General features: G+C 63.0%; 24 protein-coding genes. 4 read left to right on the top strand and 20 right to left on the bottom strand.

Annotated elements, in window-relative coordinates; translation table 11 throughout:
• Positions 1-54 precede the first annotated feature (54 nt).
• Genes AC3WOB_RS00710 through AC3WOB_RS00700 form a run of 3 tightly spaced genes read right to left on the bottom strand, consistent with a single transcriptional unit; the run spans position 55 to position 2695 of the window.
• Positions 55-1167, bottom strand: coding sequence for a DegT/DnrJ/EryC1/StrS family aminotransferase (locus AC3WOB_RS00710; RefSeq protein ID WP_492273890.1), 1113 nt, complete (start codon positions 1165-1167; stop codon positions 55-57).
• Complete coding sequence (gene wbpD, locus AC3WOB_RS00705; RefSeq protein ID WP_492273889.1) at positions 1164-1754, bottom strand: UDP-2-acetamido-3-amino-2,3-dideoxy-D-glucuronate N-acetyltransferase; 591 nt, start codon at positions 1752-1754, stop codon at positions 1164-1166. The genes AC3WOB_RS00710 and wbpD overlap by 4 nt, the downstream gene beginning before the upstream one ends.
• On the bottom strand, positions 1751-2695 hold the full coding sequence (locus AC3WOB_RS00700; protein WP_492273888.1) for a Gfo/Idh/MocA family oxidoreductase: 945 nt from the start codon (positions 2693-2695) through the stop codon (positions 1751-1753). Before AC3WOB_RS00700 ends, wbpD begins: the two co-directional genes overlap by 4 nt.
• Positions 2696-3375: 680 nt before the next feature.
• Between AC3WOB_RS00700 and AC3WOB_RS00695 the strand changes: the two genes are divergently transcribed.
• The gene (locus AC3WOB_RS00695) at positions 3376-4380 is read left to right on the top strand and encodes an LPS O-antigen chain length determinant protein WzzB (protein ID WP_492273887.1); all 1005 of its coding nucleotides are present in this window, start codon (positions 3376-3378) and stop codon (positions 4378-4380) included.
• A 69-nt stretch (positions 4381-4449) separates the two neighbouring features.
• Here the strand turns inward: AC3WOB_RS00695 and AC3WOB_RS00690 are convergent, their stop codons facing one another.
• Positions 4450-6321: a hypothetical protein gene (locus tag AC3WOB_RS00690; protein ID WP_492273886.1), complete on the bottom strand. Its 1872-nt coding sequence runs from the start codon at positions 6319-6321 to the stop codon at positions 4450-4452.
• Positions 6311-7375 (bottom strand): dTDP-glucose 4,6-dehydratase, encoded by a 1065-nt coding sequence (gene rfbB, locus AC3WOB_RS00685; protein WP_492273885.1) that lies wholly within the window; start codon positions 7373-7375, stop codon positions 6311-6313. The genes AC3WOB_RS00690 and rfbB overlap by 11 nt, the downstream gene beginning before the upstream one ends.
• Before the next feature lie 170 nt (positions 7376-7545).
• Here rfbB and AC3WOB_RS00680 point away from each other — a divergent pair, with 170 nt between their 5' ends.
• The 3 genes from AC3WOB_RS00680 to AC3WOB_RS00670 all read left to right on the top strand — a co-directional run bounded on the left by AC3WOB_RS00680 (position 7546) and on the right by AC3WOB_RS00670 (position 10462).
• A complete protein-coding gene (locus tag AC3WOB_RS00680; protein ID WP_492273884.1) occupies positions 7546-8115 on the top strand; it encodes an SRPBCC family protein in 570 nt (189 codons plus the stop codon).
• 96 nt (positions 8116-8211) lie between these two features.
• Entirely contained in the window at positions 8212-9564 is a 1353-nt protein-coding gene (locus AC3WOB_RS00675; RefSeq protein WP_492274599.1) for an MFS transporter, read from the top strand.
• A 19-nt stretch (positions 9565-9583) separates the two neighbouring features.
• On the top strand, positions 9584-10462 hold the full coding sequence (locus AC3WOB_RS00670; protein WP_492273883.1) for a DMT family transporter: 879 nt from the start codon (positions 9584-9586) through the stop codon (positions 10460-10462).
• On the opposite strand, the gene rffA is transcribed toward AC3WOB_RS00670, so the two are convergent.
• The 15 genes from rffA to AC3WOB_RS00595 form a co-directional block, all read right to left on the bottom strand.
• Positions 10459-11607 carry a dTDP-4-amino-4,6-dideoxygalactose transaminase gene (gene rffA / locus AC3WOB_RS00665; protein ID WP_492273882.1) on the bottom strand — a complete coding sequence of 383 codons (1149 nt, stop codon included), beginning with the start codon at positions 11605-11607 and terminating at the stop codon, positions 10459-10461. The two genes, AC3WOB_RS00670 and rffA, sit on opposite strands and share 4 nt — an antisense overlap.
• A complete protein-coding gene (rfbA, locus tag AC3WOB_RS00660; protein ID WP_492273881.1) occupies positions 11604-12488 on the bottom strand; it encodes a glucose-1-phosphate thymidylyltransferase RfbA in 885 nt (294 codons plus the stop codon). Before rfbA ends, rffA begins: the two co-directional genes overlap by 4 nt.
• Positions 12485-13363, bottom strand: coding sequence for a class I SAM-dependent methyltransferase (locus AC3WOB_RS00655; protein ID WP_492273880.1), 879 nt, complete (start codon positions 13361-13363; stop codon positions 12485-12487). Before AC3WOB_RS00655 ends, rfbA begins: the two co-directional genes overlap by 4 nt.
• Positions 13360-13785: a GtrA family protein gene (locus tag AC3WOB_RS00650; RefSeq protein ID WP_492273879.1), complete on the bottom strand. Its 426-nt coding sequence runs from the start codon at positions 13783-13785 to the stop codon at positions 13360-13362. Before AC3WOB_RS00650 ends, AC3WOB_RS00655 begins: the two co-directional genes overlap by 4 nt.
• Complete coding sequence (gene purN / locus AC3WOB_RS00645; protein WP_492273878.1) at positions 13779-14480, bottom strand: phosphoribosylglycinamide formyltransferase; 702 nt, start codon at positions 14478-14480, stop codon at positions 13779-13781. The genes AC3WOB_RS00650 and purN overlap by 7 nt, the downstream gene beginning before the upstream one ends.
• Positions 14477-15406, bottom strand: coding sequence for a glycosyltransferase family 2 protein (locus tag AC3WOB_RS00640; RefSeq protein WP_492273877.1), 930 nt, complete (start codon positions 15404-15406; stop codon positions 14477-14479). The genes purN and AC3WOB_RS00640 overlap by 4 nt, the downstream gene beginning before the upstream one ends.
• On the bottom strand, positions 15403-16152 hold the full coding sequence (locus AC3WOB_RS00635; protein ID WP_492273876.1) for a WbqC family protein: 750 nt from the start codon (positions 16150-16152) through the stop codon (positions 15403-15405). The genes AC3WOB_RS00640 and AC3WOB_RS00635 overlap by 4 nt, the downstream gene beginning before the upstream one ends.
• Positions 16153-16188: 36 nt before the next feature.
• Entirely contained in the window at positions 16189-17400 is a 1212-nt protein-coding gene (gene clsB, locus AC3WOB_RS00630; protein WP_013396895.1) for a cardiolipin synthase ClsB, read from the bottom strand.
• Complete coding sequence (locus AC3WOB_RS00625; RefSeq protein ID WP_013396896.1) at positions 17397-18263, bottom strand: endonuclease/exonuclease/phosphatase family protein; 867 nt, start codon at positions 18261-18263, stop codon at positions 17397-17399. Before AC3WOB_RS00625 ends, clsB begins: the two co-directional genes overlap by 4 nt.
• Positions 18264-18555: 292 nt before the next feature.
• Entirely contained in the window at positions 18556-20343 is a 1788-nt protein-coding gene (aspS, locus tag AC3WOB_RS00620) for an aspartate--tRNA ligase (RefSeq protein ID WP_013396897.1), read from the bottom strand.
• Between the two features lie 41 nt (positions 20344-20384).
• The gene (locus AC3WOB_RS00615; protein WP_013396898.1) at positions 20385-21050 is read right to left on the bottom strand and encodes a DUF502 domain-containing protein; all 666 of its coding nucleotides are present in this window, start codon (positions 21048-21050) and stop codon (positions 20385-20387) included.
• Between the two features lie 16 nt (positions 21051-21066).
• Positions 21067-21369, bottom strand: a complete 303-nt coding sequence (locus tag AC3WOB_RS00610) for an FmdB family zinc ribbon protein (protein ID WP_492273875.1) — start codon at positions 21367-21369, stop codon at positions 21067-21069.
• 228 nt (positions 21370-21597) lie between these two features.
• On the bottom strand, positions 21598-22881 hold the full coding sequence (locus AC3WOB_RS00605) for a putative Na+/H+ antiporter (RefSeq protein WP_013396900.1): 1284 nt from the start codon (positions 22879-22881) through the stop codon (positions 21598-21600).
• Between the two features lie 149 nt (positions 22882-23030).
• Positions 23031-24527 carry a M81 family metallopeptidase gene (locus tag AC3WOB_RS00600; protein WP_492273874.1) on the bottom strand — a complete coding sequence of 499 codons (1497 nt, stop codon included), beginning with the start codon at positions 24525-24527 and terminating at the stop codon, positions 23031-23033.
• A gap of 24 nt (positions 24528-24551) precedes the next feature.
• Complete coding sequence (locus tag AC3WOB_RS00595) at positions 24552-25532, bottom strand: Bug family tripartite tricarboxylate transporter substrate binding protein (RefSeq protein WP_492273873.1); 981 nt, start codon at positions 25530-25532, stop codon at positions 24552-24554.
• Between the last annotated feature and the right edge of the window lie 74 nt (positions 25533-25606).

The raw sequence follows: 25606 nt of genomic DNA, 5'->3' as shown, positions 1-25606 counted from the left end.
CCAAAACGCCAACGGATAGAAAAAACTTCTTGCGAGCGGCAGTGCCCATCTGGTCTAGGCGCGCGGCTCCAATGCGAGCTCAATGCCACGAGCTAGCGAGCCAACGATCGTCTGCACCACATCAGACTGGAGATAAGGATGCATGGGCAGGCTCATGACCTGCTCCGCCAGGCGATCGCCGACAGGTAGCTGGGCTTCTGCATCAAACACCGCGGGCTGCTTGTTCAAGGGAATCGGATAGTGCACCGCAGTCGGAATGCCTTGGTCCTTCAGGTATTGCTGCACCTGAGCCCGGTTGGGCACCCGCACGGTGTACTGCGCCCACACGCTCACATTGCCTTCTTCCACGACAGGCGCCGTGTCGATGCCTGCGTCGGCCAATGACTTCGCATAATAGCCGGCGACCTGATTACGCAGCGCAGTTTCCTCTTCCAGCAACTCGAGCTTGGGCAGCAGGATCGCGGCCTGCAGCGTATCGAGCCGGCTGTTCACCCCGACCCGCACGTGGTGATAGCGCCTGTCCTGACCGTGACGCGCAATCTGGCGCATGGTCTTGGCAAGCTCGGGGTCGTTCGTGAAGATGGCTCCGCCATCCCCATAGCAGCCCAGGGGCTTGCTGGGGAAGAAACTGGTACACGAAATCGTGCTCAGATTGCACGATTTACGCCCCTTGTAAGTCGCGCCGTAGCTCTGCGCCGCGTCCTCGATGACGGGAATGCCGTGGCGCTGCGCAATGGCATTGATCTTGTCGAAGTCCGCGCACTGGCCATACAGCGAAACCGGAATGATGGCCTTGGTGCGCGGCGTGATCGCGGCCTCCAGCAAGGCTGGGTCCAGGTTGTAGCTGCGGGGATCGACGTCCACGTATACCGGTTTGGCGCCCAACAGGGCAACCGTTTCCGCCGTGGCGATGTAATTGAATCCAGGCGTGATCACTTCATCGCCCGGGCCGATGCCCAGCGCCATCTGGACAATCTGCAATGCGTCGGTGCCATTGGCGCAAGTGATGCAGAACTGCGCGCCGGCATAGGCCGCCAGCTTCTCCTCGAGCTCCGCTACTTCCGGTCCGAGTATGTACTGACCGTGCGCGAGTACACCAGCAATACCAGCGTCGATCTTCTGCTTGATACGGGCCTGCTGCGTCTTAAGGTCGACGAAATCGATCATTGCTGCTTTTCCGTTTTGGTAAGGGTATTGCCGCTCAGGACATAGAGAGCCTTCGTATGCGGACATTCCGCCACCAGGCCCTCGCCAGTGAGCGGCAGCGGCAATTGCTCGCCAAACTCACTCATCCAACCAATCTGGCGCGCAGGCACGCCCACCATCAGCGCGTAAGCGGGGACGTCCTTGTTGATCACGGCTCCCGCGCCCACGAAGGCGAACTCGCCTATCGTCACGCCGCACACCACCGTGCTGTTCGCGCCTAGCGTCGCCCCGCGCTTGACCAGGGTGTCCCGGTACTGGTCCTTGCGTTCAATCAGGGACCGCGGGTTGTACACGTTGGTGAAAACCATGCTGGGGCCGCAGAACACCCCTTCTTCCAGGGTGACGTTGTCGTAGACGGAAACGTTGTTCTGCACCTTGCAATCGTCCCCGATGACGACCTTGTTGCCCACGAACACGTTCTGGCCGAGCGACACATGCTGACCGATGCGGGCGCCCCCGCAAACGTGCACGAAATGCCAGACCCGCGACCCTTCGCCGATTTGTGCGCCGTCGTCGACGATCGCGCTTGGATGCTGGTAGTGGCTCATTTCTTCAGGAACGGGTGGTAATCGCCGCCCAGGGGAGCAATGGCAGCATGCCGGATGGTCGCCACGGTGCTGATCGCCACGCGGTTCTCCTCCAGGCCAAAACCCCGGCCAGCCAGAATTTCCTGGTAGCTGCGCGTATGCAGGTCCGTAAAGCCGCCCGAAAACTCGATCTCTTCGCCATCAACCGTAATGGAACGGAAAGTGCGCTGGCCAGCTTCCCGCTGCGCTTGCGGCACGTCCTCAAAATCCACGGAAAGGAACCAGCGCACCCGGGCATGCTCATATTCCAGATAGCCCGCCGCCTTGGTGTCATCCGCCAAGTGGACCACGTTGCCTTGCAATTCACCGAAAATGAAATGCAGCATGTCGAAGAAGTGCACGCCAATATTGGTGGCAATGCCGCCGGACTTTTTCAGATCGCCCTTCCACGATTGCAGGTACCAATGGCCGCGCGAGGTGATATAGGTCAGATCGACCTCGTGCTTGGTTTTGCTCTTGGCCTTTTGCACTTTCTCGCGCAGCGCCACGATGGCGGGATGCACGCGCAGCTGCAAAATGGTGTTTACCTTCCGGCCCGTGTCGCGTTCGACTTCCTGCAGGCCGTCGATATTCCACGGGTTCAGTACCAGCGGCTTTTCGCAAATAGCATCAGCATTCGAGCGCAAAGCGAAACGCATGTGCGAATCGTGCAAATAATTCGGCGAGCAGATCGAAACATAATCTACGCGCTTATCTCCGCCGGCCCTGCGCAGTTTATCCACATGACGATCGAAACGCTCATATTCCGTAAAAAACTCGGCATTCGGAAAATGGCTGTCAATAATACCTACCGAATCATTGGGATCCAACGCCGCGATCAAATCGTTCCCTGTCTCCTTGATGGCAATCATGTGGCGGGGCGCGATGTAACCGGCGGCACCGATAAGGGCAAAGTTCTTCATAGATATGGAATGGCCAGCGATGAGATTGACGGACGGTGGGTTACGATGAATGAATGCGGTATTATTTTTCGTGGGATCTGACAGAACGAACCAGCGGCATGCTTATAAGGCGAAAAATTCTGAAACCCCGAAGTTGCGGCGCTTGATCGGCAGCGGCTCGGCGGCCGTGCACTCTGGCTCGCCAGCATGACTCTACACGTGGACCAAGCCTTTCACGCGGATGAAAAGCAAGAAGTCCGGCCACCCAGGGCATAAATTCTTCATGACCACCTAATTAACCTGTCCCCGCATTTTTACGCCTTTTCCTCCGAAATGAGAGAAATAGAGCGAAAAAGAATGCAAAAAAATAAAATATAAGCAAAGCTGTCGAATAGCTGCAGCCAGGCGCCAGCAGGCGCGCTTGCGCGTGGAAATATACTATATGTAGGAGCCACCGCGCCAGCACAAGCCGAGGGTCTTCTTCGTTCCCGTCACGGAACGTCCCATAGACACCCTGGAGCACCCCCTCAAACGAGAGCAATTCCCGTTACCCGCGGTCACGCCCGCTGCGCAAAAACTTGCTCGCCGTTGCCAATTCTGTAGGATCATGTGAACATTCGCGCCCGGCACGGCAGTCCCACTCACCGAAGGTCGCGCTGCCGCCTACCGCCTACCTGCTGGAGTCTTCCTCTTTGGATAATATGCACACCCGCTCCGCCAACGATGATTTCGATTTTGGCATGCTTCTCGAAAAAATATGGAGCGCCCGATGGCTTATAGCGATCATTACCGTAGCGTTCACGGCTGTTTTCGCCGTTTACGCGGTTATGACTCCACCCACGTATAAAACCACCGCTGAAGTTCTCCCGCCAAGCGCCGGCGATCTGGCTCCCTACAATTTCGCGTATCAAACGCTCAATAGCGCAGCCATTCCGTCCTTGCGCCCCGATGACGCTTATCAAATTTTTCTGAGAAAGCTATCCTCTTATTCTCAGCGCCTGGATTTTTTTGAAAAGGTTTACGTGCCTGCGAATCGCGCGCTGCTCGACGAGATCGGACGCACCCGCCTCTGGAACAAATATTCCCGGGAAGTCGGGATCGGGCGCGCGCACGTCACGATTACGGGCGAAGATCCGGAACTGATCACAAAGTGGGCAACGGAATATATCGACAGAGCCTCCAAGGAAGCTCAGGCGGAATTGCTGCAGAACCTGAATGTGGCGCTCGAAGCGTATAAGCAAAACACCACGACGCGGATCGCCGCCCTCCGGGAAGGCGCCCTGGAAAGCCGCCACGCGTTGATTCAGCGTTTAAAGGACGCGTTGAAGATTGCTGAATCGATCAATCTGCAGGAACCACATGTCACGCTCGTCCTGCGCGACAAGGACTATACCGATGAACCCCTTTATCTGCGGGGAGCGCGCGCGCTGAAGTCCGAGCTGGCGGATGTGGAAAGCCGCAAGGACGACGACGCCTATATTCCGGGCCTGTCGCAACTGCGGCATATCGAATATATGTTCAAGACCCAGACCCTGGCGCCGAAATCCTTCAACGTCATGGTGGTCGATCAGCATGCCGAAACCCCCGACATTCCCATCAAGCCGCAGAAGGCAATGCTGATAACGCTAGGCCTCATACTGGGCTTGATGGTCGGCCTAATTGCCGCCTTGCTGGTGCCGGCGCCCAAACAGCGCCAGCCCGAGTGAAGTCCTCAACGTAGCGGGCCGCCCTCCCCCCCCGGGCGGCGGACCTCCAGCGGGTCCGCCGTGGGCAAGCTAGCGTGCGGCCTTCGCGGCGACGCAGGCTTGCGTCGCCGCCGCCGTGTCGCGTAAAGGCTTGAACAACTGCTGGCGCCGGGCCTCATCGGCGTGCGCCGCGTCCGCCTGCCTGACGACCTCACCAACCGGAACATAGTCGGCCTGCGCGTTGGCCCCATAGCGGGCCAGAACTGCCTGAGGAATGGCGCGCGGCGACTCCGGCTCGATCAGCAACCAGGATGAAGCCAGTGTTTCGCACGCGACGGAATCCAACGCCAGCGACACAAAGCCGAGGCTTCCCGGATATCCGCCGATCAACCACGGTTGCCCCACATTGAACGCCCCCCCAGCGTACAGCACGCCGGGGGCACGGCCGGTCAGGTCTATCATCGGCGTGCCGGCAACAAACCCCGCCCGAGCGCTCGCCTGCTTGAATTGTTCTATGTACTGGCTGTCGGCTTCGGACAAAAGCAGGGAAGATCCGCTGCCCGGCCCCAGCACGGTTGGATGCGTATTGGCCCGCAGTGCCTCGAGCTGCCGATAAGGATTGTTCATGGCAAGCTGCAGCAGCAGGGCTGCCACGACCAACGCAATCGCCGCCATCGGCAACAGGCTGACCCAGGCCCCCGCCCTCGGCTTGACCACCCCCCACAACCCGGCTCCCGCCAACAACCAGAAATATCCGGCGGCCGCGCCCACGAGCCAATAGTTGTTGTTGCTTCCAAACGCATAGGCAAACGGCAACGCGGTGCAGACTGCGACCATCGCCCATTTTTTCAGTCGAAAGATGCGCCACCTGCCCACCAATCCACGCGCGGCAAACACGCCTACACCGGCGAAGGGCGCCGCCAGCGCCAGCATGCCCTGGAACATGCCGAACTCGCGCGCAGGAACCCAGCCCACCGCCAGCCCGATCGCGCAGGCCAAAGCTGCCAACAGCGCCAGCCCCCCTGCTGCCTGAAGCAACCAGCCCGTTGATCCCATGAGCAGCGCGACGACCGCGGCAGCGGCGCCCGCTTTCAATATGGACTCAGTCAGGGGTTCCGGCAGGATGAGGGGCTCCAGACGCAGCATCTTGTCCATTTCATGGCCTGCGCCCAATGCCTGCGCCAACGCCAGACCGGATTGAATCCTCTGGACGAAGCCTTGAATCGATCCATCAATCAGCCAGGCGCTCATGACCAGCAATACGGCGCCCCCGGCCAGGCTGATGAGCACCCCGCGCACACTCAGTTTACGTGCCAACACCAGATAGATGGCGCTAATCGCGGCCAAGGCGAGCGCGGTGGTGGGCTTCGCCATGAAAGCCAGCCAACCGCCCGCAACGATCAGAAACCACCCCGCGTCGCTGGCGCGCGTACGTGCGCCAGCGGCCAACAGCAGTCCGATCAAGGTAACAAGAAGCGCCTGGAACGCCAGGCTGTTGTAGCCGGGAGACGGCATCCATAGCTGGAAAAATGCCAAGCTGGAGCCAGCGAAAGCTAGGCTGATGGCAAGCCGCGTACCTTTAGCCGCCGGTTCGTCCACCATCCGCGACAGAAGCTGGTACGCGGCGGTCCATGCCAAGCCGAAAGTCAGCAGCACATTGGCTCGCCTGAGCAGGGCGATGTCTCCACCCAGGAGCCAGTCCAAGGGACGATACACAAAGCCGAACTGCGTGACGGACGCGGCGTATGCATGCGGATTGTGCAGCCAGATCAGGTAGAGGCCTTCGTCCGTGAAATCGAAGCCCCGGCCGCAAGCCCATAGGACCCACCCCAACAATGCCGCCGCCGCGGCGCCTGCAGCCAGTTGCGCGATATGGGCAATACGCACCACCGGAGCCATTGATGCGCTTGCGTCGCGGCCGGCGGCGATATCTCCGCCTTGCTGGCCTTCGCTAGGACGCATAGTGCTTGTCGATCCAGCCGCGGTGATGGGCCCCATCGATGATGTCCTGCACCCATTGTCCATGGTCTAGATACCATTGCACTGTCTTGCGCAGCCCAGTCTCAAATGTCTCCACGGGCCGCCAGTCCAGTTCCTGCCTGATCTTCGACGCATCAATGGCGTAGCGGCGGTCATGGCCGGGCCGATCCTGCACAAAGGCGATCTGCTGCTTGTAAGGAACGCCATCCGCCCGCGGCCGCAAATTGTCCAGCAGCGCGCACACCTGCGTGACGACATCCAGGTTCGGACGCTCGTTCCACCCTCCGATGTTGTAGGTTTCCCCCACGCGCCCCGCCTCGAGCACCCGACGCAAGCCGCTGCAATGGTCCTTCACATACAGCCAATCGCGCACTTGCTGACCGTCGCCATAAACAGGCAGCGGCTTGCCGGCCAATGCGTTGGCGATCACCAGAGGAATCAGCTTCTCCGGAAATTGAAGCGGGCCATAGTTGTTGGAGCAGTTGGTGGTCACCAGCGGCAAACCATATGTGTGGTGATACGCGCGCACAAGATGGTCGCTTGCCGCCTTGCTCGCCGAATATGGGCTATTGGGTTCATACCGATGCGTTTCGGTAAACGCACCGCCATCCGTCGGCAACGAGCCGTAGACCTCGTCCGTCGACACATGCAGGAAGCGGAAACTGGCACGCACCGCAGAATCCATTTCGTTCCAGTAGACCCTTACCGACTCCAGCAATCGAAACGTGCCGACGATATTGGTCTGAATGAACGCTTCCGGCCCGTGTATGGAGCGATCCACGTGTGACTCCGCCGCCAGGTTGATGATCGCTCGCGGCCGATGGCGCTTCAGCAGATCCCCGACCAGCAAGGCATCACATATGTCGCCAACGACCAGCTTATGTCGCTTATCTCCCTCCAGTGCCAGGAGACTCCGCGGATTGCCCGCATAGGTAAGCTTATCCAGGTTGATTACTGGTTCGTCGCTCTGGGCCAGCCAATCGAGCACGAAATTGGCTCCGATGAAGCCAGCACCTCCGGTAACGAGGATAGTCATAGGCAATACACGCAAGAAGAGCGCCGGTTGGGACGGTGGACAGGCGCTGAGTTTACTCCGCGCATCTTGGTCTGTTCGACGGAGATTCAGGCCCCGACAGGCCGATATTGGCGTTTTGCGCGGATTGGGTCCACAATGAACACGGGACTGTACCAAGCAAGGAGACAGCCATGCGCATTGCAGATGCCCAGTGGATTCCTTCGACCCAGCACCAGACTTGGGATGCGCTGACCGATCCCGCAGTGTTGCAGCGATGTATACCTGGCTGCGTGGAGGTCTCGCGCCTCAGTCCGACCGAATACGCCGTCAAGCTGCACGCCAAGGTAGCCGGTATCGACACCGATTACGACGGCGAAATCCTGATGTCCGACGTCGACCCGCATAATAGCTGCACGCTGGTCTTCGAAGGCAAGGGCCGCGCCGCCTGCCTGGCCATCGGGACGGCCCAGATCAACCTCAGCGCCAAGGACCAAGGCACGCGTGTCGCCTATACCGTCGCCTGCATGACCGGCGGCAAGCTGGCGGAATACGGCGAGGGAATGCTGCTGAAGGCGGGCGACAAGATCATCCAGAAGTTCTTCGCCAGCTTCATCGACTACATGGCAGCCCAGCCCCGCCTCGCGCCGCCGCCCCCGCCCCCCGAACCGGAGCCGCGCGGGCTGTCCAATTCGCGCTGGTCCTGGATCATGGTGGTGCTGGTCATCGCGGTTTTCTGGGGTTATCACGCCTTCTATAAGTGAAATCCCTGAGGCGCTGGTGATATTCTGTGCGGCATGACGCCGCCATCCGAATCACAGTCCCCATCCGCCCCCGCCCATACCCGACGCGACCTGTTGATGGGCATGGCGGGGGTTTCGGCAACGGTGGTCCTGGCCGCGCTGGATTCCACCATCATCAGCACCACGCTGCCGCGCGTGGCCGAGGCGCTCAATGGCATGGCGCTGTATGCCTGGGTTGGAACGGGCTACCTGCTGGCCACCGCCGCGTCCATCCTGATTTTCGGACGACTGGGCGACATGTTCGGCCGCAAGCCCCTGATGCTGCTGTCGGTGCTGATCGTGGCGCTGGGCTCCATCGCCTGTGGCCTGTCGCAGACCATGACCCAGCTGATCATCTTCCGGTCGCTGCAGGGCATAGGCGGCGGGATGATGATCGCCACTGCGTTTGCCGCGCCCGCAGACCTCTTTCCCGACGCCAAGCAACGGGTACGCTGGATGGCGCTGGTATCCGCGGCGTTCGCCATGGCCAGCGGCATCGGCCCGGTGCTGGGCGGGGCGGCGACGCAGGCGCTGGGCTGGCGGGCGGCCTTCTTCATCGCGCCGATCGCGGCCGCGGGCGCATTTTTCCTGCTGGCTCGCTATTTCCCCCGCATACGCCCCATCCATGACGGCAGCCGCAAGATCGACTGGCTGGGCGCCATTCTGCTGGTCCTGGCGGTGGGCGCGCCGCTAGCCGCTCTGGAACTGGCGTTTGCCAGCGGCGACCATGCTCGCCCCATGCTGGGATTGGCCCTGGCCGTGGCGGGCGTGGCGGCCATCGCCATCCTGATTCCCACGGAACGGCGCGTGAGTTCGCCCATCTTTCCGCTGCGCGTGCTGGGCGGCGCGGAATCGCGGCTGCTGAATCTGGCGGCGATGATGGTGGGCGCGGTCATGTTCGTGCAGATCTTCTACAGCCCGCTGCTGCTGCAGCAGGTGCTGAATTACACCCCCAGCGAAGCCGGGCTGCTGCTCACGCCGCTGGTCGCCGCGATTTCGGTAGGCAGCATCATCAATGGCCGCCTGTTTCCCAAGCAAAGCGAACCGCAGCGCCTGATGGTGTTCGGCGGCTGCCTGCTGGCGGCGGGTTCGCTGATGGTGCTGCTGATCTCGCCGGGCACCTCGGCCTGGTGGATCCTGGCCGCCTTCTTCGTCAACGGCTGTGCGCTGGGCTTTCTGCTGCCGAACCTGACCTTGTTCATGCAGATGCTGAGCGAGCGGCGCGACGTGGGCGTGGCGTCGGCGCTGGTCCAAACCACGCGCGCCATCGGTAGCGCGCTGGGGACGGCCTTGGTTGGCATCATCATTTCGCACAGCACGGTACTAAACGGAGTGCGCGCAGGCTTGGTGCTGTGTATCGTCCTGTCGCTGACCTGTGCCTTGCTGGCCTGCCGGGTCAAGATGAAGAACCTGGCCACGAACCGCAAATGAGCCCCACGCGGGACTGAACATGCGTCAACGCAACTTGCTGGATCTGCTGCTCCTGGCTGCCGTCTGGGGCGGCTCCTTTCTTTTCATGCGCCTGGCGGTTCCGGAATTCGGGCCGATTGCGCTGATCGAACTCCGCGTGGGCCTGGCCGCGCTGGTCTTGCTGCCTGCCGCCCTGTGGCGCGGCAAGCTGCCCGTCATCGCGCGACACTGGAAGGCCTTGCTGATGGTAGGCGTGCTGAACGCGGCCGTGCCGTTCCTGTTGTTCGCCTACGCCGCGCAATCGCTGGGCGCCGGCTTCCTGTCGGTGGCCAACGCGGTGACGCCGGTGTGGGGCGCGGTCATCGGCTGGCTGTGGCTCAAGGACAAGCTGCCCTGGATGCGTTCCCTGGGGCTGATGATAGGCGTGGTCGGCATCGTGGTGCTGGTGTGGGACAAGCTGAACTTCAACGATGGCGGCACCGGGCCGGCGGTGCTGGCGGCCGTGTCGGCGCCGGTGTTCTACGGCATCGCGGCCAATTGGACCAAGCGCTTCCTGACCGGCGTGGATGCCCTGGCCAACGCCACCGGCAGCATGATAGGCGCGACGCTGGTGCTGCTGCCCCTGGCGGTCACGCACTGGCCCGAAGCACCGGCGTCCATGCAGGCCTGGATCGCCACCATTCTGCTCGCGGTGGTATGCACAGGCGCCGCGTACATCATCTTCTTCCGCCTGATCGCCAATGTCGGCCCCACCGGCGCCGTGAGCGTCACTTTCCTGGTGCCCATCTTCGGCGTGCTGTGGGGCTCGTGGTTCCTGGACGAAAGCGTCACCCCGTCCATCGCTGCGGGCGCTGCCGTCATCCTGGTCGGCACCGCACTGGCGCTGGGGTTGCTGCGATTTCGCCGCCCTGCCGGCTAAGCCTGCTTGCGCAAAGCGGCCTCAAGCACCTCGGCCACCATGTCCTGCTGCGCGGCGTTCAGGCCCACCCAGAACGGCAAGCGCAGCAGCCGCTCGGAATACTGGTCGGTGACTGCCATGTTCCCTGCCACACGCCCATAGCGCAGGCCTGCCGGAGCGGAGTGCAATGGCACGTAATGCGATACAGGGTAGATCTGGCGTGACCGGAACTCCTCGATCACCTGCCGGCGCTCGACCGATGCCGGCAACAAGACGTAATACATGTGCGCGTTATGCTCGCAACCGTCGGGCACGATGGGCCGCCGCAGCAATTCCCGGGCTTCCAGCGGCGCCAGAGCGTCGTGATAGCGATCCCAGATGGCCAAGCGCTGTACAGTGATGTCGCGCGCCGATTCCAGCTGAGCCCAGAGAAACGCCGCAATCATCTCGCTCGGCAGATAGGACGACCCCACTTCCTGCCAGGTGTACTTATCCACCTCGCCGCGGAAAAAGCGGCTTCTGTCCGTCCCTTTTTCACGAATGATCTCGGCCCGCATTGCCAATTCGGGGTGATTAACCAGCAGCGCCCCCCCTTCACCTGAGATCACGTTCTTGGTTTCGTGGAAGCTGAAGGAACCCAGATCGCCAAGGCTACCCAGCGGGCGGCCTTTGTAGTTCGCCATGATGCCCTGCGCCGCATCTTCGACCACTCGGATCCCATGCTGCCGCGCGATAGCCAAGATCGTGTCCATCTCGCAGGCGACGCCTGCGTAGTGAACCGGCACGATCACCTTCGTTCGCGGGGTGATGGCCTGTTCCAGCAGCGTTTCATCGAGATTCATCGTGTCCTTGCGCACGTCGACGAACACTGGCACCGCGCCGCGCAAGGCAAATGCGTTCGCGGTGGACGCAAAGGTGTATGAGGGCATGATCACCTCGTCGCCAGGTCCCACGTCGCAGAGCATGGCCGACATTTCCAGGCTGGCGGTGCAGGAATGCGTCAGCAATCCGCGCACGCATCCTACTTGCTGCTCAAACCAGTCGTGGCACAACTTGGTGAACGCGCCATCCCCCGCTAGCTTCTGGTTGGCCAGCGCCTGCGCAATGTATTGCGTTTCCTTGCCCGTCAGATAGGGCTTGTTGAAATCGAGCCGCTGCGCGCTCATTGTGCGCCTCCAAACCGTTTGGTTTCGTCCGCAACGCTGCGGAGATAGTCCCGATACTGGCAATTGGGCAATTCGCCAACCAACTTTTCGAATGCGTCCAGGCTCAGAAAGCCGCGCACGAGCGCAGCCTCTTCCGGACAGCCGATCTTGACGCCCTGGCGGCGTTCGACGGCCTCGATGTAGGCGGACGCTTCCTGCAGAGCGGAACTGGTGCCGGCATCCAGCCACGCGAAACCGCGGCTGAGCCTGTTCACCTTGAGCTTGCCCCGGCGCAGGTATTCGATGTTGACGTCGGTGATCTCGAGTTCGCCGCGAGTCGATGGCTTCAGGCCTCGCGCGATGTCCACGACATCCTTGTCATAGATATACACGCCAGGCACTGCGTAGCTGCTGCGGGGCTTTGCCGGCTTCTCTTCAAGCGAGAGCGCGTTGCCCTTGGCGTCGAATTCGACCACGCCATAGCGTTCAGGATCCCTCACGTGATAGGCGAAAATCGCCGCTCCGTCACGAAATTCCGCCATCGCCCGCGGAAAATCGCCACCGCCCGAAAAGATGTTGTCCCCCAGCATCAGCACAACATCTTCGCCGGCGATGAAATCCTCGGCGATAAGAAAGGCCTGCGCAATGCCTTCCGGCTTGGCCTGCTCCCGGTATTCGATGCTGATTCCCCAGTGGCGGCCATCTCCCAGGAGATTCTCGAACTTGGGCAAATCATGTGGCGTGGAGATGAGGCAGAACTCGCGCACCCCCGCTGCGATCAGAACGGTCAGGGGGTAGTAGATCATCGGCTTGTCGAAGACCGCCTGCAATTGCTTGCTGGTTACCTGGGTCAGCGGATACAGCCTGGAGCCGGTGCCGCCGGCAAGAATAATTGCCTTCATTGCTTTTCAATCCGTTGAGCAATCACAAAGCGGGATCCTCCCGCCGCAAAATCGACGCCCGCCTTGATCAGCGAGGCCTCTCCCTTCATCACGCGGTATAAGATGGAGTTCAACTTGGGCGAAAGCTTGAACTCATCGGTTACATCGAATTCACCGCCCTGCTTGCGCTTCTTCAGGCGCGACGCCATCATCAAAGGCAGCAATAGCGATACAAAGGAAGTGCTGCGCACGATATGGAATCCTGCCGCACGCAGCTTGGCATGGCAATCCCGGGCCGAATAGCGGCGGACATGGCAAGCGTAATCGTCGCTGGGACTCCATAGCCAATCATGCTGAGGCACCGTCATCAGGAGCAGGCCCTCAGGTTTGAGCGCTTGATGAACCTGCCGTAGCACGGCCTCGTCTTCCTGGATATGTTCCAACACATCGAACGCACCGATGACGCCGAACTCCTCGGAAAACGGAATCTTGCGGGCGTCCATCTGGATGAAGCTGGCCTGTGGCACACGCTGCGCCGCGAAATGCAGGCCCTGGGAGAAGATCTCGCTGCCCAGCAGCCTGGCGAATGAAAACCGCTTGGCCATGCCGGACAGCACGAATCCCGTGCCGCATCCGATTTCGAGGAAACTCTCGCGATCGGCGCAGTATTTTTCAACGGCCCAGGCTATCAGTTCGTTTCGCGCCTCGAACCAGAAGTGCCCCTCCTCGAGGCTCGCCAGTTCGGAAAAATGGCTTTCCTTGAAGCCCCCGCCCTCGCGAGCAAGCTCCGGCGCGTAGGCTTCGAAGCCATCGACAAGAACGGGTTTCGCATGGCACGACGGACACCCAGGCCGCTCCCGGGGAAATACGGCGCCGCACGCCAGACATTGCTTCATCTCATCGACCCTTTCGCCGTATCGGCGAACACAAACCAGCGAAGCGCGCAGAACATGAATCCGGCGACGATGAAGACCGCGGCCAGCTGAACCCATTGATGGGGTATGCCGAGGCGATCGGCGAACAGCGCCAACAGGCCAATATTGATCAAGTACCCCACGCCGTGGGCAAGCGCATACCGCAATGCCGACCCGAGCATGCGGCCGCGGCTTTGGAAGGTCAGGCGCCGATTCCCGAAAAATGCCAATGCCGCCGTGACGGCATAGAGCAGCGTAACCGTTATCTTGGGCGCAACGCCCAGGTGCGTGACCAGCAGATAGACCGCATATCCCAGGGCATTGCTCACCAGGCCGACCAAGGCATAGCGCAACAGTTGAAAGCGGTAGCCGGACTGTCCGGAGCGCCGGTCCGGGTTCAGCACGAGGATGATTCCGATGCGGGTTGCGCCTTCACTTCCTGCCAAAACGCCTCGTCCTCCCATTCGATACCGACGGTTCCGAATGGATTGAACATGATGTCCCTGCCACATAGCCGCAGCACGCGCGCGCGGGCCCGGCCCACAATACTTAGTTGGCCTCTCAAGGCCTCCAGCAATGCCAGGCAACCGGCGCGGAACACCACGTCCATAACGAGATCGACACCATCGCCGGGCTCCACCGGAATCGCCGCCTGCACCAGCGGCCGACCCGCATCGACTTCGGCCGAGACGCGATGCGCGGTCACGCCCAGTAACGTGGCCCCGTACTCCAGCGCGCGCTTGACGGGCTCGACGCCGATTACCCCGCCAAACGCCGGCAACAGGGAATAGTGCAGATTGAGCAGCGCATTCTCGTACTCCGCCACAAATTCCGGCGTCAAGATCTTGTGGACGTTCGTCACCACGGCATCGGCGGCGAGGCGTCGCAGTTCAAGCTGCACGTCCGCCTGACCCGACCGCGAAAAATCCATGCAGCGCGTGGGCACACCCTTGCTGCGGGCAAACACGCTAGCGCCGCATTCCCGGTCGGTCAATACGCCCACAAGCCGTGCGTCCGGAAGCCACCCGCGCTGCATGGCCGCCTGCACGAACCTGAGATTGCCGCCGCCGCCCGAGCATAGAAATACGACGCTCTTCATGGCGCGCCGTTCCGATAGACATCGCGGACTATCGTGTACGGGCGCCCCTTCGCTTCCGTGTAGATCTTGGCTACGTATATGCCGAGAACGCCAAGCGACGACATCAGAAGCCCGCCCAGCAGCCAGATAGAAGCCATGACCGATGTCCAGCCCGCCATGGAGGTGTCCTGCAGCCACCACCGCAGGACCAGGAAGACGATATAGCAGCCGGCCACCAGCGATATCAGCAGCCCCAGGTAGAAAATACTGATCAAGGGCGCATTGCTGAACGCAGTGACCGAATTCACGAGCAAGGACATTTTCTTGCGCAGCGTATAGGTCGACGTCGAATTGCTCAACTTTTCGACCTCGCAAGCCGACTGCCTGAAACCCGTGATGAACCAAAGCCCCGCGATGAAGACTTCGCGCTCCTGATGCTGTAACAAGGCCTGCACGTAGCGCCGTGACATCAGGCGTGCGGTGGTGACGTTGCCTGGCAAGGGCATGCCAGTCAGCTTCTTCAGCGAAAACCAGAACAGCCGGCCCGTGACCCGCTCGAACCATGCGCCCTTGCGCTGTCGCTGTACCCCGTACACCACGTCGCTGTCGCTTTCTGCACGCAGGGCAGAAAACTCAGCCAGCCATTCGGGGGCCTCTTCGAGATCGGTATCGATCAGGAACACCTCGTCCCCGCCTGCATGCGCCAGGCCGGTCATCATGGCCTTGTGATGGCCGAAATTGCGCGACAGGTCCACCACGACGACCCTGGAATCCAGGGAGGCGATCTGCCTGGCGATATCCAGGCTTTCATCGGGCGATCCATCGTTGACCAGAATGATCTCGTAGTCATCGCCAGCGTGCTGTCTCGCCGCTTGCCGGACTCGGCGGCAGAACTCGTCGATATAGGGCGCAGACCGATACAGAGTGGCGACAACGGAGAGCTTCATTTCACGTATCTCATGTACTGGGAGGAGGTCGCGCCGCAGTTGAACAACAGATCCAATATGGAAACCGCGTGTTCGAATTTCCCCCATAGCTGGGGATATTCCGGATACCCCGCGTAATCGAACCATTCAACGCTGATGCCGGCCGCTGAAAACTCGCTTTCATCAAGATAGGCCTTGGCGGCCGGACCTGATATATAGCGTCCTGCACCAGCCTGTCGGCAAAGGCCGACCAGTCTTCCGGTCTTGCCAGGGGCATGCTCGAAATCCGATGAGTTGCTGATCTTCGTACCGATTCCCAAATACCCGCATACGGCCTTGATAAACACGACGTTCAATTCAGACAGCCGCTGATAACGCCTTTCCAGATACAAGGGTTTCAACCAACCCGCAACATCGTCAAAAAAAGGGGCGCGTCCGTAGTTCGCAGCGAGAGTTTTCCAGTGCTTCTCAGCCCACGCGCCTACGGGCAATTCCACTTCGCAAATGCGCCTCTGGATATCCGCGCCGACGGGAATGGAGAGCCACTGTACGCCTTGGGGGGTCTTGATCTGGTTTCTGTTGCGCCAGTCGTTCTTGGTGAACTGGACTTCATCATAAATGACGAATTCGTCCACCGCGGCGATCAGGTCAAAATACCCCTTCCACGGCACATAGTTCGACTGCAGGATTGCCACTGTTTTCACGACCGCTTTTCCCCTATTACCATCGCCGGAAATCAACCGCGGACGTAGCTGTTCCAGACTCATGCAATTTGAGGCGAATTCTACTCCAGCGGCCCTCGCTCAGTATTTGTCCGAGGTCCCCGTCAACGCCACCCCGATGCGCAGCAGCGTATAGGAAACCGCGTCGACCCAACGCCGCAACCATCCGCGGCGCTGGTATTCGATCGGCCGAATGAAGCGCCCGCCCTCCCGGATGGCCGCCTCCAGCCGTTCCTGCAGGTCCCAGGAGAAGGGCTGGTCGTCCACCACCACATTGGCTTCGCGCGCCAGCAGCAGGCTGAAGGGGTCCAGGTTGGACGACCCCACCGTCGCCACGTTGTCGATGACTGCCACCTTGGCGTGCAGGTAGCTCGGCATGTATTCGTAGATCTCGATGCCGTCGCGCAATAGCTGGTCGTACAGCGAGCGCGTGGCGTGGTACTGCATGCGGTATTCGATCTTGCCCTGCAGCAGCAGGCGCACGCGCACGCCACGCGCGGCGGCCTTGGCGAGCGCGCGGCGGAACTGGCGGCCGGGGAAGAAATAGGCGTTGGCAATGAGGATGTCGCGGCGCGCATGCGCGATGCCGTACAGGTAGGCGCGTTCGAAGGTCTGGCGGAAGCGCAGGTTGTCGCGCAGCACCAGCGCCGCGCGCAGGTCGCCACAGGGCGCAACGGAAGCGTGGCGCGGCTTCAGCAGGCGCATGCGGTTCCAGTCGCGCGGATGGCGCCGCAGGCGCGCCCAGTTCAGCCGTACCCACAGCAGTTCCTGGGCATAGGAGGCTTCGGTGACCAGCGGTCCCTGCACCTGCACCGCGAAATCGAAGCGCGGCCCCGTGATGCCGTCCGTCGGGTCCTGGTCATCGTAGTCGTCGATGATGTTGATGCCGCCGATGAAGGCGATGCGTCCATCCACCACCGTAACCTTGCGGTGCAAGCGCCGCAGGCGGCTGCGCGATGGAATGTAGCGCGCGAACCAGCGCGGCTCGGGGCGGAAAATGCGGCACTGCGCACCAGCGTTGGTCAGGCGCGTGCGCAAGGGATCGACGAACTCGGCGCTGCCGAAGCCGTCCAGCACCACCCGCACTTTGACCCCGCGCCGCACGGCGGCCTCCAGGCAGTCCAGCACCTGCGAGCCGGTGCGGTCCGGCGTGAAGATGTAGGTTTCCAGGTGCACGCTGACCTGGGCGGCGTCGATGGCCGCGCACAGCGCGGGAAAGAAGTCGGCGCCGTTCTGGAGCAACCGAATGTCGTTGCCCTGCGTCCAGTCCAGCTTGGACTGCTCTGCCCTCACGGCAGTTCCAGCTCGGCCAGCAAGGGGGAATGATCAGAAAGCCTGGCCCATTCGCGGCCGCGCAGCACGCGGGCGCTGCGCACGGCGAAGCCGCGCTGGTAGATGCGGTCCAGGCGGAACCACGGGAATACCGCGGGGAAGGTGCGCGGCGGCGGCAGCAGCAGGCGCGAACTGTCGCCCATGCCGAGCTGGTTGGTGCGCTCCATGACGGAGACGCCGCCATTGGGCAGCCCGCGCAGGGCATTGCTCAGGCGCTTGACCGAATCGCGCAGGCGCGGCAATTCGCCGCCATGGCTGCGTGGCGCATGCGAGAACACTTCGTACAGGCCCAGCTGCTGCACGAACAGCGGCGCCAGGCGATCGCCCCAATCATTGAAATCGCCCGCGATCAGGATGGGCTCGCCATCCGGCACCATGCGCCGGATGCGCTCGGTCAAGGCCAGGATCTGGCGGCTGCGGCTGCCGGCGAACAGGCCCAGGTGTACGACGAAGCAATGCACGGCACGCCCGCCCAGCTCGATGCGCGCGTGCAACAACCCGCGCTGCTCCAGCCGGTGGTCGGAAATATCCAGATTTTCGTGGTCAAGAATGGGAAAGCGCGACAACAGCGCGTTGCCATGGTCCGTCTCGTGGCGGATGGCATTGCGGCCATAAGCCACATCCAGCCGCAAGGCGGCGGCAAGGGATTCGTGCTGGGCATCGAGCAGCGATTTCTGCTCGTTGCGGCCCTGGACTTCCTGCAGGAAGACCAGATCCGGACGCAGGCCATAAAGGCCCAGACGCAATTCGTTCAGGGAGTCGCGCCGGCCCAATGCCGAGCGGCCCTTGTGTATGTTGTAGCTGACGACGCGGATGAGCGACATGGAAAATGGCGCCTTTCAAAACTGGGGAACCGCCGGCCACCGCAAAAAAAGAAGCCCGGCCAGCACCGCCAAAATCAGGCGGCGTTTGCCAGATTACTCCAATTCAGAAGACCGTTCCCACCGCCGCGGCGCACACCCCGCCCTCAAGCAGCAACAGGTCCCAGCGCCCAGTCGAGCACCCCACGCCGCAAGCAAACAACGCCCCCCAAGCCGGGCCGCACGGATCCGGGCTCCGCCGGTCCGTAGCGGCGCCCCCCTGGGGGGGGAAGCGCCTACGGCGCTTCGGGGGGGGTCACTTCGGCTCTACGTTGCGCAAGCGGATGTGCAGTTCGCGCAGCTGCTTCTCGTCGACTTCCGAAGGCGCCTGGGTCAGCAGATCCTGGGCACGCTGGGTCTTCGGGAAGGCGATCACGTCGCGGATCGATTCGGCGCCGGTCATCATCGTGACGATGCGGTCCAGGCCGAAGGCGATGCCACCATGCGGAGGCGCGCCGTACTGCAGCGCGTCCAGCAGGTAGCCGAACTTCTCGCGGGCTTCCTCGGCGCCGATCTTGAGCGCGCGGAACACCTTGCTCTGCACTTCCTCGCGGTGGATACGGACCGAGCCGCCGCCGATTTCCCAACCGTTCAGCACCATGTCGTAAGCCTTGGCGAACGCCTTGCTGGGATCGGTTTCCAGGAAGTCTTCGTGGCCATCCTTCGGGCTGGTGAAGGGGTGGTGGGCGGCGGTGTAGCGGCCGTCTTCCTCGTCGTACTCGAACATCGGGAAGTCGACCACCCACAGCGGCTGCCAACCGGCTTCGAACAAACCGGTCTTTTTGCCGAATTCGCTGTGACCGATCTTCACGCGCAGCGCGCCGATGGCGTCGTTGACGACCTTCTCGCGATCCGCGCCGAAGAAAATGATGTCGCCATCTTGCGCGCCGGTGCGCTTGACCAGTTCGGCCAGGGCAGCGTCATGCAGGTTCTTGACGATGGGCGATTGCAGGCCTTCACGGCCCTTGGCCACTTCGTTGACCTTGATGTAGGCCAGGCCCTTGGCGCCATAGATGCCGACGAACTGGGTGTAGCCGTCGATCTCGCTGCGCGACATTTCGGCGCCGCCGGGCACGCGCAAGGCGACCACGCGGCTGCCGGGCGCCGTGGCGGCGGCGGCGAACACCTTGAAGTCCACATCGCGCATGACGTCGGTCATGTCAGTGAATTCGAGCTTCACGCGCAGGTCCGGCTTGTCCGAACCGTAGCGACGCATGGCTTCGGTCCACGGCATGATCGGGAACGGCGAAGCCAGGTCGACGCCCTGCACCACCTTGAACACGTGGCGGATCAGGTTCTCGAAGATTTCACGGATCTCGAACTCGTTCAGGAACGAGGTTTCGCAGTCGATCTGGGTGAATTCAGGCTGGCGATCGGCGCGCAGGTCTTCGTCGCGGAAGCACTTGGTGATCTGGTAGTAGCGGTCAAAGCCCGACACCATCAGCATCTGCTTGAACAGCTGCGGCGATTGCGGCAACGCGAAGAAATGGCCAGCGTTCACACGCGAGGGCACCAGGTAGTCGCGCGCGCCTTCGGGCGTGCTCTTGGCCAGCATCGGGGTTTCGATGTCGATGAAACCCAGCTGGTCCAGGAACTTGCGCGTTTCGATCGACACGCGATAGCGCAGCATCAGATTGCGCTGCATCTGCGGACGGCGCAGGTCCAGCACGCGATGCGTGAGGCGCGTCGTTTCCGAGAGGTTGTCGTCATCCAGCTGGAACGGCGGCGTGACCGACGCGTTCAGGATCTCGACTTCCTTGCAGAGCACTTCGATTTCACCCGAAGCCAGTTCGGCGTTGGCGGTGCCCGCCGGACGCTCGCGCACCAGGCCGGTGACGCGGACGCAGAATTCGTTGCGCAGGCGCTCCGCGGTGGCGAAGGCGGCGTTGTCCGGATCGAACACGATCTGCGCCAGGCCCGCGCGGTCGCGCAGGTCGATGAAGATGACCCCGCCGTGGTCGCGGCGGCGGTTCACCCAGCCGTACAGGGTGACGGTCTGGCCGAGATGGTCACGGCAAACCTGGCCGGTGTAGCAGGTACGCATGCGGGATGACTCCGTTTATGTGCTTGGTTATAGCGTAAGGGTTACGAATCGGCGCGAGGCGTGTCCTGCACGCCAGGAGCCGGGACGGGAGCGGCCGGCCGGTCCGCAGGCGTCGCCGCCTGAACCGGGGCGACTACGCCCATGGAAACGATGTACTTCAATGCCGCGTCCACGCTCATCTGAAGATCGATCGCGTCGGCGCGCGGGACCATCAGGAAAAAGCCGGACGTGGGATTCGGCGTGGTCGGCACGTACACGCTGATGTGGTCGCCGGGCAACCGGTCGGCCACTTCGCCGCTAGGCGTGCCGGTAACGAAAGCAATGGTCCAGCTGCCCGCGCGCGGATACTGCACCAGCACCGCGCGGCGGAACGCCTGGCCGTTGGGCGCAAGCACGGTATCGCTGACCTGCTTGACCGAGTTGTAGATCGAGCGCACCAGGGGTATGCGGCCCAGCATATTTTCCCACTGATCCACCATGGTGCGGCCGATCAGGTTGGCGGCGAACACGCCCGTCAGAAGCACCACCACGATCACCAGAACGAAGCGGAAGCCGGGAATGTCGATGCCGAACAGCGATTCGGACGACAGGAAGCCGGGCACGAACCCTTCAAGGGTCGCAACCAGCAAGCCCAGCACCCACACCGTGATGACCAGGGGAACCCAGATCAGCAGGCCGGTGATGAAGTACTTCTTGATGACGCGCATACGCATCGCGTGTGCTCTAGGAGGCGGCGCTACCGGCAGCAGGCGTCGCCGGGGCGGCCGGAGCTGCGGGCGCGGCGCTTTCAGCGGGCGCCGCCGGCGTGCTGGCCGCAGCCGCACCCTGGCTGGCGCCGTTGCCGTTGCCGCGGAAGTCCGTGACATACCAGCCGGAGCCCTTGAGCTGGAATCCAGCCGCGGTCACCTGCTTGGAGAACGTGCTTTGGCCGCATTCGGGGCAAACCGAAAGCGGCGCATCGGAGATCTTCTGCAAGACGTCTTTGGCATGGCCGCAGGCGCTGCACTTGTAAGCGTAAATGGGCATCTAGGACTCCCAGGCGCGGGCCCGGCGTATCAAAAGCCGCTGTCGCCGGACGCGATGTCCGGGGCCGGATTGAATCCGAACGGAAGCGGCGGGCGGGCAAGGCCGGAAAAAATACGGGAAAGTCTTGAATTTTAGCGGTTTTTCGTGAACGGCCGGTGTCCGCCCCCGGCAGCCCACCTGGGGCGGCGCCTCAAGGACGCCGCCAGCCGGTTTTCCGGCCCCGTCGCCCTATACGGGAAGCAGGAACATGACGGCCGCCACCAGGGTCGGCGCCAGGGCCGACAGGAACAGCCGCCCCGACGAAATGCTGCCGTCCGGGAAGTGGTTCTTCAGGATGGCGAAGCCGGCCGGGTTGGGCGCGTTGGCGATCACCGTCAGGCCCCCGCCCGTGACCGCACCGGCCACCAGCATGTAGCGCCAGGCCTCGTTGGTGCCTTCGACCAGCGAACCCAGGTAGGTCAGCGCGGCGTTGTCGGTAATGGCGGTGAGCGCGGTGGCGCCCCAGAACAGCACGAAGGGCTCGAGCCCGCCCAGCAGGTCCTGCAGCCACCATTTCTGCAGGCCGCCCAGCACCACCAGGCCGGCCAGGAAGAACCCCACCATCAGACCTTCCTTGATCATCAGGCGGCTCTGGTAGCGCTTATAGGCTTCGGCAAAGCCGATGAACATCATCAACAAGCCCAGGAAGATGGCCGGATGGTGCGCGCTGAGCACCACGGCGACCAGGAAGACCAGATGCACCAGCATGACCAGCAGCGGCACCGGTCCGCGCGCATCGCCGCCTTCCGGCGCGTCCACGCCGCCGCCCGTGCCCACCGAGCGCTCCAGCAGCGCCTTGCGGCAGATGAAGGTCAGGAGGGCCGCGTTCAGGCAGACCGCGATCGCGGCGCGCCAGCCGAAGTGCTGGGCCATGAAGGCCGAGTCCCAGCCGAAGGTGGAGGCCACCATCAGCACGGGCGGCGCGGCATAGGAGGTCAGCACGCCGCCGATGGAGACGTTGACGAACAGCACGCCAAGAGTCAGGTACTTGAAGCCCGCGCGCCCGCTGCTGCGGAAGTAAGCGTCGCGCAACAGGATGGCAGCCAGCGTCATGGCGGCCGGTTCGGTGATGAAGGAGCCGCCCAGCGGTACCAACGACATCACGACGAAGAAGGTGGCGAGTTCGCGCGGCAGCGGCAGCACCCGCGCCACCAGCCGCACCAGCGTCCCCACCAGTTCAAGGATCGGCCGGCTGGCCGCCACCACCATGATCACAAAGACAAACAGCGGCTCGGTGAAGTTGCGCGTGTCCATGTACTCGATGGCATGCGACGGACCCGACAGCGCCGCCATCGCCACGATCAGCACGAAGGCCCAGACGCCGAACACGGCCTCGACTTCGGAGAACAGATGCCAGATGCCCGCATGCGGTCCGCCACGATGCGCGAGCCGCGCGAAGAAGGGAACCGAGAAGGTATGAAGAACCGCCACGGCGAACAGGAGAGTGGCGATGACTTCAAGTGTCTGGGGCATGTAAACGACTTCCGGAAGAGGGATACGACAGCGCGGACGCCGCCCGGCGGGCCTGCGGGGCAAGGGTCGCAATATAGCGCAAGGCCCTTGCCGTGTAACGCAGGGTCAACACCAAGGCGCGCGGATCCGCCCCGCTATTTCCGCCAGTCTTACGCGTCGTTGGCTGCGCCCTGGCGCGCATGCCGGAACGGCAGCAGCCGCAGGTCCAGCGCCGCGGGTCCGGGCGCGTCGACGTCGATGATCGCGGCGCACAGCGGCAGGAAGGCCGCGCGGAAGTGGTTCTTGGCCTTCACGCACAGCAGCCGCACCTGATTGAGGTCGATGCCATGCAGGGTGAAGAAGCCCGGATCGTTAGCCGGCGCCACCAGTTCGGTAATGATGACCTGCACGTTGGGCCGGTCGCGCAGCGACAGCAGCGCGGTGCGACCGCAACGCGTGCGAACGCCCGTTTCCATCGGCCCGGTGTTGCTGAATTCGCCGTCGGTGTAGCGTTCGACCCGGAATGCCGCGCGCACTGGCGGACCGAAATCGCGGCTTACGCGGCCGCCCAGGTCCAGTTCGCAATCGCCGCCCAGACCCGCTTCGTACGCGCGCCTAACCGCATCCGGATCCGCGAAGCTGGCGAACACGCAAGACAGATCGATCTGCGCATCCAGCAAGGCGCGGAACAGTTCCGGTGTGTCGCAGACGCCTCCCGACAGCGGGTTGTCGCCCGGATCGGTGACGGCCACCAGGCCGCCGGCGCGCGCCGCCTCCACGGCTTGCGCCAGGCCCTCTTGCGGCGTCGGCAAGGTGACCGCAAACGCAGGCGCCAACCGCCGCATGGCGGCCATCATGGTCTCGGCCGCGGCCTGCGCCTGCGCGCCCGCGGCATCGCGGACCGTGTCGGCCACCACCAGCACCGATGCGCCGGTATCGACGGTATCCGCGTACGGAAAGCCGCCGAACACCGAGACTTCGGCCACGCCTTCTCGTACCTGCGCTGCGGCAAGATCCTGCAGCTCGCGCATCGGACCGGCATCGGTGCGCATGTTGAAGCTGGACAACAGCAAATCCGGCTTGGTCACCAGCACCCGCGGCGACAGCGTGCCGGCCTGCGCGCGCAGCAACATGTCGAGCACCCGCCCCGCCGCCTCGCGCATGTCGATGTGGGGATAAGTCTTGTAGCCGCTGGCGCAATCCAGCAGGCTGCCCAGTTCAGGGGCCAGGTTGGCGTGCAGGTCGAAGCTCGCGCCCAGGGGAACGCCGGGCAACAGGGCCCGCACGGCGCGCACGAAGTCCAGGTCGGGCGTCTGGCGCAGGTCGGTGATGGCGGCGCCGTGCAACGACAGGTAGACGGCGTCCCAGCCAGCCTCATCCGCGGCCAGCTCGGCCAGTACCTCTTCGGTAAAGGCGCGGTGCACGGCGTCTGCTATCGACCCGCCAGGCAGGGCGGATGCGCAGCGCAGGGCCACGACCTCCCAATCCGGATGCGCGCGGGCGAACTCGGCCACTTCACCCAGTTCGGTGGCCGTGCCAGCGGCGGCGGCCAGGGCGTCGCCGCCCTTGCGCCACTCGCGCCGTTCGAAATCCGCCATGGTGCAGGGCACCGGGCAGAAGGCGTTGCCTTCGTACCAGAAGCGCGCCACCGCCAGCCTTTTCTTCATGCCCTTGCCCATGCGTTTCCCCGCTTATTCCGGACGGATGTCGGTGCCTTCGATCAGGACGCGGTACTTCTCGCGTTCCGTCTGCAGATGCTGCGCCAAGGCTTGCGGCGTGCCGCCGATGGGCTGCGCGGCCAAGGTTGCCAGCCGTTCACGCGTGGCGGGCGCATCCAGCACGCGCTGGGCGGCGGCGTTGAGCTTGTCGATGACCGCTTGCGGCGTGCCGGCGGGCGCCATCACCACGAACCAGGAGGTCAGTTCGAAGCCCGGCACGGACTGCGCGATGGCTGCCACGCCCGGCGCGGTGGGCACCGGCTGGGCCGAAGTCACGCCCAGAGCCACCAGCTTGCCCGCCTTGATCAAGGGCAAGGCGGTGGGCAGGTTGTCGGCAGACAGATCGATCTGCCCGCCCAGCAGGTCATTGTTGGCCTGGCTGGCGCCCTTGTACGGCACGTGGCGGATGTCCACCTTGCCCATGCGCTTGATCATCTCCAGCGCCAGATGGCCCGAACTGCCCACGCCCGGCGAGCCCCAGTTCAGCCGCCCGGGCTCCGCGCGCGCGGTGCGCAGCAGGTCGTCCATGTTCTTCAGGCCGGACCCGGGATGCGTCAGCACCACGTTGGGCACCTGCGCCACATAGGCGACCGGCGCGAAGTCCTTGACCGGGTCGTAGCCGATCTTCTTGTAGACGTAGGCATTGATGATCTGCGTGCCGGGCGTGCCCAGCAGCAGGGTGTAGCCGTCCGGCTGCGCGTGCGCCACCTCGGACGCGCCCAGGCTGCCGCCCGCGCCGGCCTTGTTGACCACCACCACGGATTGGCCGAGTTCGGCGCCCAGACCCTCGGCCATCAGGCGGCCCAGCAGGTCGGTCGTGCCGCCGGCGGCGAACGGCACCACCAGCCGCACCGGCTGTTCCGGCCAGGCGGCGCCGGCCTGCCCGGCCGCGCCCAACGCGGCAGCCGCCGCAATCCCTAGAGTCCAGCCACGCAACAGATGGGAAAACTTCATGACGCCCCCTTGAGCGAATGATGACGATGCAACGGCCAATGCGGCAATAAAACCGTTTGGTTTATTTTTACAAT

The organism is Achromobacter sp. FW305-C-30-7 (assembly GCF_058783105.1).
The sequence above is the reverse complement of the archived record's forward strand: the minus strand, read 5'-3'. Positions and strand labels throughout refer to the sequence as shown.